Raw genomic sequence first — 16,421 nt, forward strand, 5'->3', positions numbered from 1 at the left:
GTCACTCCTTTCATTTACCTAAGCAGCATTATTTCTTACCTGTTTTACCTTCTTTACGACGTACAACTTCGCCTTCGTAGCGAATACCTTTTCCTTTATAAGGTTCTGGTGAACGAACGGCACGAATGTTTGCTGCTAATTCACCAACACGTTGTTTGTCCGCGCCTTTAACGATAATTTTTGTTTGTGAAGGAACTTCGATTTCAAGCCCTTCTTCCGGTTCGATTTCAACAGGGTGAGAGTATCCTACGCTTAATACAAGCTTTTTACCTTGTTTTGTCGCACGGTAACCGACACCGACAAGCTCAAGCGCACGCTCATAACCTTTTGAAACACCTTCAACCATGTTTGCAAGCAAGCTACGAGTCGTTCCGTGAAGCGCACGATGATGTTTCTCATCGCTTGGACGCTCAACTGTTAAAACGTTACCTTCTAATTTAATGACCATATCTGGATGGAACGTACGAGTAAGTTCACCTTTCGGACCTTTTACAGTAACTGTGTTACCGTTTAATGTAACTGTAACACCAGCTGGAATTTCCAATGGTTTTTTACCAACACGTGACATGTACTACACCTCCATTCGTTGCAAAATAATTACCAAATGTATGCTAACACTTCGCCGCCAGTACGTTTTTGACGTGCTTCTTTGTCAGTTAAAATACCTTGAGACGTTGAAAGAATCGCGATTCCTAAACCGTTCAATACGCGTGGTACTTCATCAGCTTTCGCATATACGCGCAAACCAGGTTTGCTGATGCGTTTAAGGCCTGTAATTACGCGCTCGTTATTTGGACCGTACTTCAAGAAAATTCGAAGAATACCTTGTTTGTTATCTTCAATGTATTCGACATCACGAATGAAACCTTCACGCTTTAAAATTTCAGCGATTTCTCTTTTGATTTTTGAAGCAGGAACTTCAAGTTTCTCGTGACGCACCATGTTCGCATTACGAATGCGAGTAAGCATATCTGCAATTGGATCTGTCATCACCATTATGTTTTACCTCCTTCCCAACTCATGGGTTTATTACCAGCTTGCTTTTTTCACACCAGGAATTTGACCTTTATACGCTAATTCACGGAAACAAATACGGCAAAGTTTAAATTTGCGATATACAGAGTGTGGACGTCCACAACGCTCACAACGAGTGTACGCTTGTACTTTAAACTTTGGTGTGCGTTTTTGTTTCGCGATCATTGATTTTTTAGCCACGTTTTCGCCTCCCTCTTTTTACGAATGGGAATGATTATTTTTGGAATGGCATACCGAGCAATGTAAGTAATTCACGAGCTTCTTCATCTGTTTTCGCAGTTGTAACGATAACGATGTCCATACCGCGAACTTTGTTTACTTTATCATAGTCAATTTCAGGGAAAATTAATTGCTCTTTTACACCTAATGTGTAGTTACCGCGTCCATCGAACGATTTTTTAGAAACGCCACGGAAGTCGCGAACACGCGGTAAAGAAACAGACACGAGCTTATCGAAAAACTCGTACATGCGCTCACCGCGAAGCGTTACTTTTGCACCGATTGGCATTCCTTCACGAAGACGGAAACCAGCGATTGATTTTTTCGCGCGTGTAACAACTGGCTTCTGACCAGAAATTAATGCGAGTTCTTCTACTGCATTATCTAACGCTTTTGCGTTTTGTACCGCGTCACCAACACCCATGTTGATAACAATTTTTTCGATTTTTGGAACTTGCATCACAGATTTATAGTTAAACTTGCTCATAAGAGCAGGAACAACTTCGTTTAAATACTTTTCTTTAAGGCGGTTCATTTGAGTACCTCCCTTCCTCAGTCACTTCATTATTTGTCTAAAATTTCACCAGAACGTTTCGCATAGCGAACTTTTTTACCGTCAACCACTTTGTAACCAACACGAGTTGGTAATCCTGTTTTTGGATCAAGAGGCATTACGTTTGATACGTGGATTGGCGCCTCTTGGTTGATGATGCCGCCTTGTGGATTTGCTTGAGAAGGTTTTACGTGTTTTTTCACGATGTTTACACCTTCAACAAGCACTCGGTTTTTCTTTGGAAACGCAGCAAGAATAACGCCTTGTTTGCCTTTATCTTTACCAGAGATCACTTGTACTTTATCACCTTTTTTTACATGCATCTGAATCGCACCTCCTTAAAAGGCTTTCCCTTTTCATTAAATCACTTCTGGAGCTAAAGAAACGATTTTCATAAAGTCTTTTTCACGTAGTTCGCGAGCAACTGGTCCGAAAATACGTGTACCACGTGGGCTCTTGTCATCACGAATGATTACGCAAGCATTTTCATCAAAACGGATGTAAGAACCGTCTGTACGGCGCACACCGCGTTTCGTACGAACGACAACCGCTTTAACGACTTGACCTTTTTTAACAACGCCACCTGGTGTTGCATCTTTAACTGTCGCCACAACGATGTCGCCAACGTTCGCATAACGACGACCAGAACCACCTAGCACTTTAATGACAAGCACTTCACGTGCACCAGAGTTATCAGCAACTTTCATACGAGTTTCTTGTTGAATCATTGACGAAACCTCCTTTCGGATTTGTATCCATCATCCCGAACATATTCATTAAACAATAACAGCTTTTTCGACTACTTCAACAAGACGGAAACGTTTTGTCGCAGAAAGAGGACGTGTTTCCATAATTTTTACGATGTCGCCCACTTTTGCTACGTTGTTTTCGTCATGTGCTTTATATTTTTTCGAATACTTTACGCGCTTGCCGTAAAGAGGATGCTTTTTATAAGTTTCTACAAGAACCGTAATTGTTTTATCCATTTTATCGGAAACAACACGGCCGACGAGAACTTTACGATTGTTGCGTTCACTCATTGTGCGAACCTCCCCTCGATTTCAATTATTTATTAGCAGCGATCTCTCTTTCGCGAATAACAGTTTTCATACGCGCAATCGCTTTGCGTACTTCACGAATACGAGCAGTATTCTCTAATTGACCTGTTGCCAATTGGAAGCGAAGGTTGAATAACTCTTCTTTCAACGCTTTAATTTTTTGTTCAATCTCGGCAGTGGTAAGTTCACGAATTTCTTTAGCTTTCATTTGATTCACCACCAATTTCTTCACGTTTTACGAATTTACATTTGATTGGAAGTTTGTGAGAAGCAAGACGTAATGCTTCACGAGCCACTTCTTCAGAAACTCCCGCGATTTCAAACATTACTTTACCAGGTTTAACAACAGCTACCCAACCTTCTGGAGCACCTTTACCGGAACCCATGCGCACTTCAAGTGGTTTTGCTGTGTATGGTTTTGAAGGGAAAATTTTAATCCATACTTTACCGCCACGTCTCATGTAACGAGTCATCGCACGACGAGCAGCCTCGATTTGACGGTTTGTAATCCATGCTGGCTCTAATGCTTGTAAGCCGTACTCACCAAAATGTACTTCCGTACCGCCTTTTGCACGACCTTTCATGCGACCGCGATGTTCACGACGATATTTTACGCGTTTTGGCATTAACATGATTAATTTCCTCCTTCCTCAGTTTTCTTTTTCGTAGGAAGGACTTCTCCACGATAAATCCATACTTTCACGCCGATTTTTCCGTATGTTGTATCCGCTTCTGCTGTTGCGTAGTCGATGTCAGCGCGAAGAGTATGAAGTGGAACTGTTCCTTCGCTATAATGTTCTGAGCGAGCGATATCTGCTCCACCTAAACGACCAGATACCATCGTTTTAATTCCTTTAGCACCTGCACGCATTGTGCGTTGGATCGCTTGTTTTTGCGCACGACGGAATGATACGCGGTTTTCAATTTGACGCGCGATATTTTCCGCAACAAGTTTTGCTTCTAAGTCTGGCTTTTTAATTTCAACGATGTTGATATGAACACGTTTGCCAGTTAATTCATTTAACGCTTTACGAAGCGCTTCAACTTCAGATCCACCTTTACCGATTACCATTCCTGGTTTCGCCGTATGGATTGTAATATTTACACGGTTTGCTGCACGCTCGATCTCAATGCGAGAAACAGCTGCATCGCTTAAGCGCTTTGTGAGGTATTCGCGAATTTTAAGATCTTCGTGTAAAAGGTCCGCATAATCTTTCTCAGCGTACCATCTTGACTCCCAATCACGAATAATACCAATGCGAAGACCGATTGGATTTACCTTTTGACCCACTGATTATCCCTCCTTCTTTTCTGAAACAACGATCGTGATATGGCTTGTGCGTTTGTTAATTGCGCTCGCACGACCTTGTGCACGAGGACGGAAACGTTTCAATGTTGGTCCTTCGTTCACATAAGCTTCTGTAACAACAAGTTTGTTCACGTCCATATCATAGTTATGTTCTGCGTTTGCCACTGCAGATTTTAATACTTTCTCGATAATCGGAGAAGCAGCTTTTGGCGTATGGCGAAGAATCGCAACTGCTTCACTCACTTGCTTTCCTCGAATTAAATCAATCACTAAACGAGCTTTACGAGGAGCAATTCGAACCGTTCTAGCAACAGCTTTAGCTTGCATAAATGAAGCCTCCTCTCATATTAACGTTTTGTTTTCTTGTCATCAGCAGCGTGACCTTTGTACGTGCGCGTTGGCGCGAACTCACCGAGCTTATGACCGACCATGTCCTCTGTGATGTAAACTGGAACGTGTTTACGACCATCGTAAACAGCGATTGTGTGACCGATGAATTGTGGGAAAATTGTTGAACGACGAGACCACGTTTTGATCACTTGTTTTTGTCCAGTTTCATTCAATTTCTCAATTTTTTTCATTAAATGATCATCACAAAAAGGACCTTTTTTCAAGCTGCGACCCATAAGTGAACCTCCTTTCGTGATTGCTCTACGGTTCTTTTGAACCGTAGCTCAACCCCGTTATTTTTTACGACGACGTACGATAAATTTATCAGATTTATTTTTCTTCTTACGCGTTTTGAATCCAAGTGTTGGTTTGCCCCATGGAGTCATTGGAGACTTACGTCCGATTGGTGCTTTACCTTCACCACCACCGTGTGGGTGATCGACTGGGTTCATAACAGAACCGCGAACTGTTGGACGAATGCCTAACCAACGAGCGCGTCCAGCTTTACCGATGTTCACAAGCTCATGTTGTTCGTTACCAACTTGACCGACTGTTGCGCGGCAAGTTGCTAAAATCATGCGAACTTCACCTGAAGATAAACGAACAAGTACGTACTTACCTTCTTTACCAAGCACTTGTGCAGATGTACCTGCAGCGCGCACTAATTGTCCGCCTTTACCAGGTTTTAATTCGATGTTGTGAATAACTGTACCAACTGGAATGTTTGCTAAAGGTAATGCGTTACCTACTTTAATGTCCGCATCTGGACCTGACATGATTTCCATGCCAACTTCTAAGTTTTTCGGTGCGATGATGTAACGTTTTTCACCATCGGCATAATGAATTAATGCGATATTCGCAGAACGGTTTGGATCGTATTCGATTGTAGCAACGCGTCCTGGAATGCCATCTTTATCGCGTTTAAAGTCAATAATACGATATTGACGTTTATGACCGCCACCTTGGTGACGAACTGTTAATTTACCTTGGTTGTTACGACCGCCTTTTTTCTTTAAAGGGGCAAGCAACGATTTTTCCGGCTTATCTGTTGTAAGCTCAGAGAAGTCTAAAACCGTCATACCACGACGACCGTTAGACGTTGGCTTATATTTTTTAATCGCCATGTCCATTTCCCTCCTTCACTTTTAAACTTATACTTCAAATAGTTCGATCTCTTTGCTGTCTGGCGTTAATGTAACAATCGCTTTGCGACGGCGGTTTGTTAATCCGCTGTAGCGACCAACACGTTTGAACTTTCCTTTGTAGTTCATAATGTTGACCTTCGCTACTTTCACGCCGAAAATCGCTTCGATCGCATCTTTTACTTCTGTTTTGTTCGCTTTCACATCAACTTCGAACGTATATTTTTTTTCAGTCATTAACTCTGTTGAACGTTCAGTAATGACGGGGCGCTTAATAATATCGCGAGGATCTTTCATTATGCAAGCACCTCCTCTACTTTTTCCACAGCAGCTTTCGTAATGACAAGCTTGTCGTGGTTGAGTACATCAAGAACGTTAATTCCGCTTGCTGTCACAACTGTAACTCCTGGAATGTTGCGAGCTGAAAGAATGACGTTCTCGTTTGCGTCTGCTGTTACAATTAACGCTTTGCGATCAACAGAAAGGTTGTTTAAAATCTTAACCATTTCTTTTGTTTTTGGTGCTTCAAGCGTTAAATTGTCTAATACAACAATGCTGTTTTCAAGCACTTTTGAAGATAATGCCGATTTAATCGCTAAGCGACGAACTTTTTTCGGAAGTTTGTAGCTGTAGCTGCGTGGAACCGGACCGAATACAACACCACCGCCGCGCCATTGTGGAGAACGAATCGATCCTTGGCGAGCGCGTCCAGTACCTTTTTGGCGCCATGGCTTACGACCACCGCCACTTACTTCTGCACGATTTTTTGTTTTATGAGTTCCTTGACGTAAGGAAGCACGTTGCATAATTACCGCTTCAAATAACACATGTTTGTTCGGTTCAATACCAAATACGGCATCGTTTAATTCGATTTCACCGATGTTTTCTCCGTTTTGGTTGTACAATGCTACTTTTGGCATTGGGTATTTCCTCCTTTCTTAAAGAAATTATTTCGCTTTAACCGCGCTTTTAATGATAACAAGTCCTTTGTTCGGACCTGGCACGTTTCCTTTAATTAAGATTAAGTTGCGTTCTGGATCTACTTTAACAACTTTTAAGTTTTGTACTGTCACACGCTCGCCACCCATGCGGCCTGGAAGCTCTTTTGATTTAAATACACGGTTTGGAGCGATCGCACCCATTGAACCAGGACGACGATGGTAACGAGAACCGTGAGCCATTGGTCCACGAGATTGTCCATGGCGTTTAATTACACCTTGGAAACCTTTACCCTTTGACGTACCTGTTACGTCAACGATTTCACCTTCGTTGAAAATGTCCACTTTTACTTCTTGACCTACTTCATACTCTGCAAGATTCACACCACGAATTTCACGAATGAAGCGCTTAGGTGTGGTGTTTGCCTTCGCAGCATGACCTTTTTGAGGCTTGTTCGCCAACTTCTCACGTAAATCTTCAAAACCTAATTGAATCGCTTCATAACCGTCGTTTTCAATCGTTTTCTTTTGAAGAACTACGTTTGGAGTCGCTTGAATAACTGTTACAGGAATAAGATCTCCGTTTTCAGCGAATACTTGAGTCATGCCGATTTTTCTTCCTAAGATTCCTTTCATCTTTCACACCTCCTATATCGCAATTACAACTTGATTTCAATATCGACACCAGACGGTAAGTCTAAACGCATTAAAGAATCTACTGTTTGTGGAGTCGGATTGACGATATCAATTAAGCGTTTATGTGTGCGCATTTCGAACTGCTCACGAGAGTCTTTGTATTTATGAACCGCACGTAAGATCGTGTACACCGTTTTTTCAGTTGGTAACGGAATCGGTCCAGATACAGTCGCGCCTGAACGCTTTGCAGTTTCCACAATTTTCTCAGCAGATTGATCAAGAATTCGATGATCATACGCTTTTAAACGAATACGAATTTTTTCTTTTGCCATTATTTTCCCTCCTTCTTCGCCTATTTTTAAAATAGACATTCTCCATGGAAATTTCCTTCACACTCGCCATGGCAAAGCGGCCGGGTGTGTCAGCAACCTTCCACTTCATCGCAGTCAAAGACCAACGTTTATTATTATATATAATTTTCATGCCTAATGCAAGTTTTTTATTTCTTTTCTAAACAAACTGCCTTTCCTATTATACATATTTCATTACGCAATTTCAATGGAACAAAAATAAGTGGTCTAGCAGCAAGCTAGACCACTTTATCGATTACTCGATGATTTCAGATACAGAACCTGCACCTACTGTACGTCCACCTTCGCGGATCGAGAATTTTGTACCTTCTTCGATCGCGATTGGCGCGATTAATTCTACTGTCATTTCGATGTTGTCACCAGGCATTACCATCTCAACACCTTCTGGAAGTTGGATGATACCTGTTACGTCCGTTGTACGGAAGTAGAATTGTGGACGGTAGTTAGAGAAGAATGGAGTATGACGTCCACCTTCTTCTTTTGTTAATACGTAAACTTGTGCTTTAAATTTTGTGTGTGGAGTGATTGTTCCTGGTTTTGCTAATACTTGACCGCGTTGTACTTCGTCACGAGAAACACCGCGAAGAAGCGCACCGATGTTGTCACCAGCTTCAGCTTGGTCAAGAAGCTTACGGAACATTTCAACACCTGTAACAGTTGTTGCTTTTGGCTCTTCAGAAAGACCGATGATTTCTACTTGGTCACCAACTTTTAAGATACCGCGCTCAACGCGACCAGTAGCAACTGTACCACGACCAGTGATTGAGAATACGTCCTCAACTGGCATCATGAACGGTTTATCGATTTCGCGTTGTGGAGTTGGGATGTACTCATCAACAGCGTTCATAAGCTCAATGATTTTTTCTTCCCAAGCTGGATCTCCCTCAAGTGCTTTTAACGCAGAACCTTTAATTACAGGAACTTCGTCTCCAGGGAAGTCGTATTCAGATAATAGATCGCGAACTTCCATTTCAACAAGCTCTAAAAGTTCTTCATCGTCTACCATGTCGCATTTGTTTAAGAATACAACGATGTAAGGTACACCTACTTGGCGAGAAAGAAGAATGTGCTCACGAGTTTGTGGCATTGGACCGTCAGCAGCAGATACAACAAGGATCGCGCCGTCCATTTGCGCAGCACCTGTGATCATGTTTTTCACGTAGTCAGCGTGACCTGGGCAGTCAACGTGTGCATAGTGACGGTTGTCAGTTTCGTACTCAACGTGTGCAGTTGAGATTGTAATTCCGCGCTCACGCTCTTCTGGAGCAGCGTCGATTTGGTCATATGCGCGTGCTTGTGCTTTACCTTGTTTCGCAAGAACTGTTGTGATTGCAGCTGTTAAAGTTGTTTTACCATGGTCAACGTGGCCGATTGTACCAATGTTGACGTGTGGTTTCGTACGTTCGAATTTCTCTTTAGCCATTATAATATCCTCCTTAGTGTTTTTATTTGAAGTATAGAATGCTCGGAAGTGAAAGTGCACAGGCACGTCCACTTCCAAGTCTTACATAAGTATTTATACTTGAACAATGCTAGAAAATCAATTATTCACCTTTATTTTTTTTGATGATTTCCTCAGCGATGCTCTTCGGAACTTCTTCATAATGGTCAAATACCATTGTGAACGTTCCGCGACCTTGTGTATTTGAACGCAATGAAGTTGCGTATCCAAACATTTCAGAAAGTGGAACCATCGCGCGAACAACTTGTGCGTTACCGCGAGCTTCCATACCTTCGACGCGACCGCGACGAGAAGTGATGTCACCCATGATGTCACCTAAATATTCTTCAGGGACGATGACTTCTACTTTCATGATTGGCTCAAGCAATACAGGGTCACATTTTGCCGCTGCGTTTTTCAATGCCATAGAAGCAGCGATTTTGAACGCCATTTCGCTTGAGTCAACATCGTGGTAAGAACCGTCAAACAATTTCGCTTTAATGTCAACAACTGGGTATCCAGCAAGGACACCATTTTGCATTGCATCTTCAAGACCTGCTTGAATTGCAGGGATGTATTCTCTCGGAACAACCCCACCGACAATCGCGTTTTCGAATTCGAAGCCTTTTCCTTCTTCGTTTGGCGAGAACTCGATCCAAACGTGACCGTATTGACCGCGACCACCAGACTGACGCACAAATTTACCTTCAACTTGTGCAGATTTACGGAACGTTTCGCGGTACGCAACTTGAGGAGCACCAACGTTTGCTTCTACCTTAAACTCACGACGCATGCGGTCAACGATGATGTCAAGGTGAAGCTCACCCATACCCGCGATGATTGTTTGACCTGTTTCTTGGTCTGTCCATGCACGGAATGTTGGGTCCTCTTCTTGAAGTTTTTGTAGTGCTGTGCTCATCTTATCTTGGTCAGCTTTTGACTTCGGTTCGATCGCGATTTGAATAACTGGCTCTGGGAATTGCATAGACTCCAAGATGACTGGGTCTTTTTCATCACACAACGTATCACCAGTTGTTGTATCTTTTAAACCTACAGCTGCCGCAATGTCACCTGCGTAAACTTGTGCAATTTCTTCGCGGTGGTTTGCGTGCATTTGTAGAATACGACCGATACGTTCACGCTTACGTTTTGTTGAGTTCAACACGTAAGAACCAGAGTTTAATGTACCTGAGTATACGCGGAAGAACGTCAACTTACCAACGTAAGGGTCTGTCATAATTTTGAACGCTAACGCTGCAAACGGAGCATCGTCACGCGCTTCACGAACTGTTTCTTCTTCTGTATCAGGAACAGTTCCTTTAATCGCAGGAATGTCAACTGGAGACGGTAAGTAGTCAACTACGCCGTCAAGCATTAATTGAACACCTTTGTTTTTGAATGCAGAACCGCAAAACACAGGGAAGAACTGAACTGAAATTGTCGCTTTACGAATTGCAGCTTTTAACTCTTCTTTTGTAATCTCTTCCCCTTCTAAATATTTCAACATTAATTCTTCGTCAAGCTCTGCAACAGCTTCAATTAATTTGCCGCGATATTCTTCAGCCATATCACGATAGTCTTCAGGAATTTCGATACGCTCGATGTTTTTCCCTAAATCATCATGATAGTGGTATGCGCACATTTCAACGAGGTCGATAATACCTGTGAATTGATCTTCTGCACCGATCGGCAGTTGAACAGGGTGCGCATTCGCTTGCAAGCGCTCATGAAGCGTGTTTACAGAGTATAAGAAGTCTGCGCCAATCTTGTCCATTTTGTTAACGAAAACGATACGTGGAACACCGTATGTAGTCGCTTGGCGCCATACTGTTTCTGTTTGCGGCTCTACGCCTGATTGTGCGTCTAATACCGCTACCGCACCGTCTAATACACGCAATGAACGCTCAACTTCTACTGTGAAGTCGACGTGTCCAGGTGTATCGATGATGTTAATACGATGGCCTTTCCATTGAGCTGTTGTCGCTGCGGACGTAATTGTAATTCCGCGCTCTTGTTCTTGCTCCATCCAGTCCATTTGGGAAGCACCTTCATGAGTTTCCCCAATTTTATGAATACGGCCAGTATAGAACAAGATGCGCTCTGTTGTTGTAGTCTTACCGGCGTCAATATGAGCCATGATTCCGATATTGCGAGTGTTTTCCAAGGAGAACTGTCTTGCCATATGGATTTTTTCTCCTTCCTTAAATGAAGTATCGTAATTTTATTTGCATATAGGAATATAGGCGAATGAGCGATGGGCATGCTTTTTTAGTTTCAACCGCATCGCTCTCACCTATTCTTAATTTAACGAAAAAATTACCAACGATAGTGCGCAAACGCTTTGTTTGCTTCTGCCATTTTATGTGTATCTTCGCGCTTCTTCACAGCTGCACCTGTATTGTTTGCAGCATCCATGATTTCGTTCGCTAAACGCTCTTCCATCGTTTTTTCTCCACGAAGACGAGCGTAGTTCACGAGCCAACGAAGACCTAATGTTGTACGGCGCTCTGGACGCACCTCAACAGGAACTTGATAGTTTGCACCACCAACACGGCGTGCGCGAACTTCAAGAACTGGCATAACGTTTTTCAACGCTTGCTCAAACACTTCCATTGGATCTTTACCTGTGCGCTCACGAATGATATCGAACGCTGTGTAAAGAATTTTTTGTGCTTTACCTTTTTTACCGTCAATCATAATTTTATTGATTAAACGTGTAACTAGCTTTGAATTGTAAATTGGATCTGGTAACACATCTCGTTTAGGAACCGGACCTTTACGTGGCATATTTTTTCCTCCTTTCAGTAAAAATCAACAAAAGATGTCGAATATTATTTCTTAGCTGCTTTTGGTTTTTTCGCACCGTATTTAGAACGACCTTGCATACGGTTCGCTACACCTGCTGTATCTAAAGCACCGCGGACGATGTGGTAACGTACCCCTGGTAAGTCTTTTACACGTCCACCGCGAATTAATACAACGCTGTGTTCTTGTAAGTTGTGACCGATACCTGGGATGTATGCAGTTACCTCGATACCGTTAGATAAACGTACACGGGCATATTTACGAAGCGCAGAGTTTGGCTTCTTTGGTGTCATTGTACCTACACGTGTACATACTCCACGTTTTTGCGGAGAGTAAACAGTTGTTTGAACTTTTTTGAAGCTGTTATACCCTTTATTTAACGCAGGTGATTTAGATTTCACTACCTTTTTTGTACGACCTTTACGTACAAGCTGGTTAATTGTAGGCATGGTAAATTTCCTCCCTTCACAATCAAATTCAAGCCCACACATCCAGGTGGCTCATTTTTATGCAAAAACAAAGTTTTTGTAGTAACCCACAAAAACAGTTTTTAACGAATAATCGCAACAGCTGCAGCTCCTACGTCAATCCCACATGCTTTTCCAAGCTTTTTCGTTGAATCGACTTTTACAATTGGAACGTTTCGATCGTTCGCTGCTTTTACGACTTTTTCAATTACAGCTACGTCAGCATCTTCAGCAACGACTACCTCTTTAACGTTCCCATCTTTCAGAGCTCGTACTGTTTGTTTCGTTCCTACAATAATCTGTTTCGCCTGTGCGACTTTTTCATAAGACATGTAACATATCCTCCAAAGTGACAGGTTTTCGGAACACCTTTATTATGCTATCACTTTCTGCGTGCTGTGTCAACTATTTTTTGACCTATTGCTAGCAAACGATGCTAGCAATAGGTTCATCATTATTTCGTTGTAACAGCGTCTTCATCTTTTGCTGTTTTAATTATCGGCTTTACTTTGCGGTAACGAGCCATACCTGTTCCCGCTGGAACAAGTTTACCGATAATGACGTTTTCTTTTAATCCAAGTAATTCGTCGCGTTTTCCTTTAATTGCTGCATCCGTTAAGACACGTGTCGTCTCTTGGAATGAAGCTGCAGACAAGAACGAATCTGTTTCAAGCGATGCTTTCGTAATTCCGAGTAATACTGGGCGAGCTGTCGCCGGACGTTTACCTTCCATCAACACTTTTGCGTTCGCATCTGTAAATTGATGAATATCAAGCAATGTACCAGGCAACAAGTCTGTATCGCCCGCATCAATGACGCGCACTTTACGAAGCATTTGGCGAACCATAACTTCGATATGTTTATCGCTAATTTCTACCCCTTGCATGCGGTATACTTTTTGTACTTCACGCAACAAGTATTCTTGTACAGCGTTCATATCTTTGACTCTCAACAACTCTTTCGGGTCGATTGAGCCTTCTGTTAGTTCTTGACCGCGCTCAACCTTATGTCCTTCTTGCACTTTCAAGCGCGCGCTGTAAGGAGCTGTATACGTACGTGTCTCGACTTCGCCTTGAATGACAATTTCACGTTGACGGTCACGCGTTTCGTTAATCGCCACAACAACACCATCAATTTCTGAAATGACGGCTTGACCTTTTGGATTACGCGCTTCAAATAACTCTTGTACGCGCGGTAAACCTTGGGTAATATCGTCTCCTGCCACCCCACCTGTGTGGAACGTACGCATTGTAAGCTGTGTACCCGGTTCACCGATCGATTGGGCTGCGATAATACCGACCGCTTCACCAACTTCAACTTCCGCACCTGTTGCCAAGTTGCGTCCGTAACATTTTTTACATACACCATGACGCGTGTTACATGTAAATGCCGAACGAATCCATACTTCTTCAATACCTGCTTTGACAATCGCATTCGCAATGTCTTCTGTAATCATTTCATTTTCACGCACGAGCACTTCGCCCGTTTCCGGATGTTTCACCGTCTTACGTGCGTAACGTCCAATGAGACGATCTTCGAGTTTCACAATCACTTCTGTACCGTCTTTTAACGCACGAATTAACGTACCACGATCTGTGCCGCAGTCATCTTCACGAATGATAACGTCTTGTGCCACATCAACGAGACGACGTGTTAAATAACCAGAGTCCGCTGTTTTTAACGCGGTATCCGCAAGACCTTTACGTGCACCGTGTGTTGAAATGAAGTACTCAAGTACCGTTAAACCTTCGCGGAATGAAGATTTAATCGGAAGCTCGATAATACGTCCAGCTGGGTTCGCCATTAATCCACGCATACCAGCAAGTTGCGTAAAGTTCGACGCGTTACCACGGGCTCCAGAGTCACTCATCATGAAAATTGGATTTCGTTTATCAAGCGATTCCATTAAGCGACCTTGAATTTTGTCTTTCGCCGCACTCCAAATCGAAATAACACGCTCATAACGTTCTTCATCAGTAATTAAACCGCGTCTAAATTGTTTTAATACCGTATCAACTTTTGCTTGTGCTTCTTCTAAAATTTCTTGTTTTTCAGGCAAGACAACAATGTCCGCGACACCAATTGTAATACCGGCTTTTGTTGAGTACTTAAAGCCAAGATCTTTCATGCGGTCAAGCATTTTAGATGTTTCTGTAATTTTGAAACGTTTAAATACTTCCGCGATGATGTTACCGAGAATTTTTTTCTTAAACGGTGGAACGAGTGCACGCTTACGAATCTCTTCTTTCACGTTCACACCTTTATCTAAGAAATACTTATCCGGCGTTCGTTCTTCAATGTTCTCTTGCGTCGGCTCATTAATATATGGGAATGACTTCGGCAAAATCTCATTGAAGATTAACTTTCCAACTGTCGTGATCAGCAACTTATTATTTTGCTCTTCTGTAAACGTTTCGTTTCTCAACGAACCAGCATGAACGGCGATGCGCGTATGCAAATGAACATAGCCATTATGGTAAGCTAACAACGCCTCGTCCGCATCTTTAAAGACCATTCCTTCTCCAACTGCACCTTCACGTTCCATCGTTAAGTAGTAGTTTCCTAAAACCATGTCTTGTGAAGGCGTAACGACCGGCTTTCCGTCTTTCGGGTTCAAAATGTTTTGTGCCGCAAGCATCAGTAGACGTGCTTCCGCCTGTGCTTCTGCTGAAAGTGGTACGTGCACAGCCATTTGGTCACCGTCGAAGTCGGCGTTGTATGCCGTACATACAAGTGGATGTAATCGGATCGCACGCCCTTCTACAAGCGTCGGTTCGAAAGCTTGAATACCAAGACGGTGAAGCGTTGGCGCGCGGTTTAATAACACCGGATGCTCTTTAATGACAGATTCTAAAACATCCCAAACTTCTGGGTGAACGCGCTCAATTTTTCGCTTCGCACTTTTAATGTTATGTGCTAAGCCGCGTTCTACTAATTCTTTCATAACGAACGGTTTAAATAACTCAAGCGCCATTTCTTTCGGTAATCCGCATTGATACATTTTCAAGTTCGGACCGACAACGATAACGGAACGACCAGAGTAGTCAACACGCTTACCGAGCAAGTTTTGACGGAAACGACCTTGCTTTCCTTTTAACATATGGGAAAGCGACTTCAACGGACGGTTTCCTGGGCCTGTAACCGGACGGCCACGACGACCGTTATCAATTAACGCATCAACCGCCTCTTGAAGCATCCGTTTCTCGTTTTGAACGATAATGTTCGGTGCACCAAGGTCTAATAGACGTTTTAAACGGTTGTTTCGATTAATGACACGACGATATAAATCGTTCAAGTCCGATGTCGCAAAACGACCACCGTCTAACTGTACCATCGGGCGCAATTCAGGCGGAATAACCGGTAGTACATCTAAAATCATCCAAGAAGGATCGTTACCAGAGTTACGGAACGCTTCAAGCACTTCAAGACGTTTAATCGTACGAGCACGACGTTGTCCTTGTGCTGTCTTCAATTCCTCTTTTAACGTTTCTACTTCTTTTTCAAGATCGATGTCTTGTAACAATTTTTTAATCGCTTCCGCACCCATTGAAGCTTGAAACGAATTTCCGTACTTCTCGCGATACGCGCGATATTCTTTTTCAGAAAGCAATTGCTTCTTTTCTAACGGTGTATCGCCTGGATCCGTCACAACGTAAGATGCAAAGTAAATGACTTCCTCTAGCGCGCGAGGGGACATGTCTAAGACAAGTCCCATGCGGCTAGGAATTCCTTTAAAGTACCAAATATGTGAAACAGGGGCTGCTAGTTCAATATGACCCATGCGCTCACGGCGAACTTTTGCACGTGTGACTTCGACACCGCATCGGTCACAAACGACACCTTTATAACGAACGCGCTTATATTTTCCGCAATGACATTCCCAGTCTTTCGTCGGACCGAAAATACGTTCGCAAAACAGTCCATCTTTTTCTGGTTTTAATGTTCGATAGTTAATCGTTTCCGGTTTTTTAACTTCACCATACGACCAAGAACGAATTTTCTCAGGTGAAGCGAGTCCGATCTTCATATATTCAAACTTATTCACATCTAACAAGGG

Annotated in this window: 23 protein-coding genes; all 23 read right to left on the reverse strand. The window is 42.8% G+C overall.

Annotation, left to right across the window (positions count from 1 at the left end; translation table 11 throughout):
• Positions 1-28: 28 nt before the first annotated feature.
• Positions 29-568 carry a 50S ribosomal protein L6 gene (rplF, locus tag BO219_RS13980; protein ID WP_006322642.1) on the reverse strand — a complete coding sequence of 180 codons (540 nt, stop codon included), beginning with the start codon at positions 566-568 and terminating at the stop codon, positions 29-31.
• Between the two features lie 29 nt (positions 569-597).
• A complete protein-coding gene (rpsH, locus tag BO219_RS13985; protein ID WP_003397680.1) occupies positions 598-996 on the reverse strand; it encodes a 30S ribosomal protein S8 in 399 nt (132 codons plus the stop codon).
• Positions 997-1,029: 33 nt separating this feature from the next.
• The gene (gene rpsN / locus BO219_RS13990) at positions 1,030-1,215 is read right to left on the reverse strand and encodes a 30S ribosomal protein S14 (protein ID WP_003397678.1); all 186 of its coding nucleotides are present in this window, start codon (positions 1,213-1,215) and stop codon (positions 1,030-1,032) included.
• Positions 1,216-1,249: 34 nt separating this feature from the next.
• On the reverse strand, positions 1,250-1,789 hold the full coding sequence (gene rplE, locus BO219_RS13995; RefSeq protein WP_077429977.1) for a 50S ribosomal protein L5: 540 nt from the start codon (positions 1,787-1,789) through the stop codon (positions 1,250-1,252).
• Positions 1,790-1,818: 29 nt separating this feature from the next.
• Entirely contained in the window at positions 1,819-2,130 is a 312-nt protein-coding gene (gene rplX, locus BO219_RS14000) for a 50S ribosomal protein L24 (RefSeq protein WP_012573859.1), read from the reverse strand.
• A gap of 36 nt (positions 2,131-2,166) precedes the next feature.
• A complete protein-coding gene (rplN, locus tag BO219_RS14005; protein WP_003397675.1) occupies positions 2,167-2,535 on the reverse strand; it encodes a 50S ribosomal protein L14 in 369 nt (122 codons plus the stop codon).
• A gap of 48 nt (positions 2,536-2,583) precedes the next feature.
• Positions 2,584-2,847, reverse strand: a complete 264-nt coding sequence (rpsQ, locus tag BO219_RS14010; RefSeq protein WP_003397674.1) for a 30S ribosomal protein S17 — start codon at positions 2,845-2,847, stop codon at positions 2,584-2,586.
• A gap of 25 nt (positions 2,848-2,872) precedes the next feature.
• Positions 2,873-3,073: a 50S ribosomal protein L29 gene (gene rpmC / locus BO219_RS14015; RefSeq protein WP_003397671.1), complete on the reverse strand. Its 201-nt coding sequence runs from the start codon at positions 3,071-3,073 to the stop codon at positions 2,873-2,875.
• Positions 3,063-3,497 carry a 50S ribosomal protein L16 gene (gene rplP / locus BO219_RS14020; RefSeq protein ID WP_003397670.1) on the reverse strand — a complete coding sequence of 145 codons (435 nt, stop codon included), beginning with the start codon at positions 3,495-3,497 and terminating at the stop codon, positions 3,063-3,065. Before rplP ends, rpmC begins: the two co-directional genes overlap by 11 nt.
• A gap of 2 nt (positions 3,498-3,499) precedes the next feature.
• Complete coding sequence (gene rpsC / locus BO219_RS14025; protein WP_003397666.1) at positions 3,500-4,156, reverse strand: 30S ribosomal protein S3; 657 nt, start codon at positions 4,154-4,156, stop codon at positions 3,500-3,502.
• Between the two features lie 3 nt (positions 4,157-4,159).
• Positions 4,160-4,501 carry a 50S ribosomal protein L22 gene (rplV, locus tag BO219_RS14030; protein WP_006322652.1) on the reverse strand — a complete coding sequence of 114 codons (342 nt, stop codon included), beginning with the start codon at positions 4,499-4,501 and terminating at the stop codon, positions 4,160-4,162.
• Positions 4,502-4,521: 20 nt separating this feature from the next.
• The gene (gene rpsS, locus BO219_RS14035; RefSeq protein WP_004888674.1) at positions 4,522-4,800 is read right to left on the reverse strand and encodes a 30S ribosomal protein S19; all 279 of its coding nucleotides are present in this window, start codon (positions 4,798-4,800) and stop codon (positions 4,522-4,524) included.
• A 57-nt stretch (positions 4,801-4,857) separates the two neighbouring features.
• Complete coding sequence (gene rplB, locus BO219_RS14040; protein WP_003397662.1) at positions 4,858-5,688, reverse strand: 50S ribosomal protein L2; 831 nt, start codon at positions 5,686-5,688, stop codon at positions 4,858-4,860.
• Between the two features lie 27 nt (positions 5,689-5,715).
• Positions 5,716-6,003 (reverse strand): 50S ribosomal protein L23, encoded by a 288-nt coding sequence (gene rplW, locus BO219_RS14045; protein ID WP_003397660.1) that lies wholly within the window; start codon positions 6,001-6,003, stop codon positions 5,716-5,718.
• On the reverse strand, positions 6,003-6,626 hold the full coding sequence (gene rplD, locus BO219_RS14050) for a 50S ribosomal protein L4 (RefSeq protein WP_006322654.1): 624 nt from the start codon (positions 6,624-6,626) through the stop codon (positions 6,003-6,005). Before rplD ends, rplW begins: the two co-directional genes overlap by 1 nt.
• Before the next feature lie 27 nt (positions 6,627-6,653).
• Positions 6,654-7,280, reverse strand: a complete 627-nt coding sequence (gene rplC / locus BO219_RS14055) for a 50S ribosomal protein L3 (protein WP_077429978.1) — start codon at positions 7,278-7,280, stop codon at positions 6,654-6,656.
• 23 nt (positions 7,281-7,303) lie between these two features.
• Entirely contained in the window at positions 7,304-7,612 is a 309-nt protein-coding gene (rpsJ, locus tag BO219_RS14060) for a 30S ribosomal protein S10 (protein WP_021095335.1), read from the reverse strand.
• A gap of 274 nt (positions 7,613-7,886) precedes the next feature.
• Positions 7,887-9,074 carry an elongation factor Tu gene (gene tuf / locus BO219_RS14070; RefSeq protein WP_004888661.1) on the reverse strand — a complete coding sequence of 396 codons (1,188 nt, stop codon included), beginning with the start codon at positions 9,072-9,074 and terminating at the stop codon, positions 7,887-7,889.
• Positions 9,075-9,195: 121 nt separating this feature from the next.
• Positions 9,196-11,274 (reverse strand): elongation factor G, encoded by a 2,079-nt coding sequence (gene fusA, locus BO219_RS14075; RefSeq protein WP_077429980.1) that lies wholly within the window; start codon positions 11,272-11,274, stop codon positions 9,196-9,198.
• A 134-nt stretch (positions 11,275-11,408) separates the two neighbouring features.
• A complete protein-coding gene (gene rpsG, locus BO219_RS14080; RefSeq protein WP_004888658.1) occupies positions 11,409-11,879 on the reverse strand; it encodes a 30S ribosomal protein S7 in 471 nt (156 codons plus the stop codon).
• Between the two features lie 44 nt (positions 11,880-11,923).
• Entirely contained in the window at positions 11,924-12,346 is a 423-nt protein-coding gene (rpsL, locus tag BO219_RS14085; protein ID WP_003397652.1) for a 30S ribosomal protein S12, read from the reverse strand.
• A gap of 101 nt (positions 12,347-12,447) precedes the next feature.
• Positions 12,448-12,696: a 50S ribosomal protein L7ae-like protein gene (locus BO219_RS14090; RefSeq protein WP_006322661.1), complete on the reverse strand. Its 249-nt coding sequence runs from the start codon at positions 12,694-12,696 to the stop codon at positions 12,448-12,450.
• A 122-nt stretch (positions 12,697-12,818) separates the two neighbouring features.
• Positions 12,819-16,418 (reverse strand): DNA-directed RNA polymerase subunit beta', encoded by a 3,600-nt coding sequence (rpoC, locus tag BO219_RS14095; RefSeq protein WP_077429981.1) that lies wholly within the window; start codon positions 16,416-16,418, stop codon positions 12,819-12,821.
• Positions 16,419-16,421 lie beyond the last annotated feature (3 nt).

The sequence above is a fragment of the Anoxybacillus kestanbolensis genome (assembly GCF_001996285.1).
GTDB lineage: Bacteria > Bacillota > Bacilli > Bacillales > Anoxybacillaceae > Anoxybacillus > Anoxybacillus kestanbolensis_A.

Bases quoted from the DNA above. Each gene is read 5' to 3' on its own strand.
- rplE (WP_077429977.1), bottom strand. From the start codon at position 1,789: ATGAACCGCCTTAAAGAAAAGTATTTAAACGAAGTTGTTCCTGCTCTT.
- rplV (WP_006322652.1), bottom strand. From the start codon at position 4,501: ATGCAAGCTAAAGCTGTTGCTAGAACGGTTCGAATTGCTCCTCGTAAA.
- rpsS (WP_004888674.1), bottom strand. From the start codon at position 4,800: ATGGGTCGCAGCTTGAAAAAAGGTCCTTTTTGTGATGATCATTTAATG.
- rpsG (WP_004888658.1), bottom strand. From the start codon at position 11,879: ATGCCACGTAAAGGTCCGGTTCCTAAACGAGATGTGTTACCAGATCCA.
- rplF (WP_006322642.1), bottom strand. From the start codon at position 568: ATGTCACGTGTTGGTAAAAAACCATTGGAAATTCCAGCTGGTGTTACA.
- rplX (WP_012573859.1), bottom strand. From the start codon at position 2,130: ATGCATGTAAAAAAAGGTGATAAAGTACAAGTGATCTCTGGTAAAGAT.
- rpsL (WP_003397652.1), bottom strand. From the start codon at position 12,346: ATGCCTACAATTAACCAGCTTGTACGTAAAGGTCGTACAAAAAAGGTA.
- rplB (WP_003397662.1), bottom strand. From the start codon at position 5,688: ATGGCGATTAAAAAATATAAGCCAACGTCTAACGGTCGTCGTGGTATG.
- BO219_RS14090 (WP_006322661.1), bottom strand. From the start codon at position 12,696: ATGTCTTATGAAAAAGTCGCACAGGCGAAACAGATTATTGTAGGAACG.
- rplP (WP_003397670.1), bottom strand. From the start codon at position 3,497: ATGTTAATGCCAAAACGCGTAAAATATCGTCGTGAACATCGCGGTCGC.
- rplD (WP_006322654.1), bottom strand. From the start codon at position 6,626: ATGCCAAAAGTAGCATTGTACAACCAAAACGGAGAAAACATCGGTGAA.
- fusA (WP_077429980.1), bottom strand. From the start codon at position 11,274: ATGGCAAGACAGTTCTCCTTGGAAAACACTCGCAATATCGGAATCATG.
- rplN (WP_003397675.1), bottom strand. From the start codon at position 2,535: ATGATTCAACAAGAAACTCGTATGAAAGTTGCTGATAACTCTGGTGCA.
- rpmC (WP_003397671.1), bottom strand. From the start codon at position 3,073: ATGAAAGCTAAAGAAATTCGTGAACTTACCACTGCCGAGATTGAACAA.
- rplC (WP_077429978.1), bottom strand. From the start codon at position 7,280: ATGAAAGGAATCTTAGGAAGAAAAATCGGCATGACTCAAGTATTCGCT.
- tuf (WP_004888661.1), bottom strand. From the start codon at position 9,074: ATGGCTAAAGAGAAATTCGAACGTACGAAACCACACGTCAACATTGGT.
- rplW (WP_003397660.1), bottom strand. From the start codon at position 6,003: ATGAAAGATCCTCGCGATATTATTAAGCGCCCCGTCATTACTGAACGT.
- rpsH (WP_003397680.1), bottom strand. From the start codon at position 996: ATGGTGATGACAGATCCAATTGCAGATATGCTTACTCGCATTCGTAAT.
- rpsQ (WP_003397674.1), bottom strand. From the start codon at position 2,847: ATGAGTGAACGCAACAATCGTAAAGTTCTCGTCGGCCGTGTTGTTTCC.
- rpsJ (WP_021095335.1), bottom strand. From the start codon at position 7,612: ATGGCAAAAGAAAAAATTCGTATTCGTTTAAAAGCGTATGATCATCGA.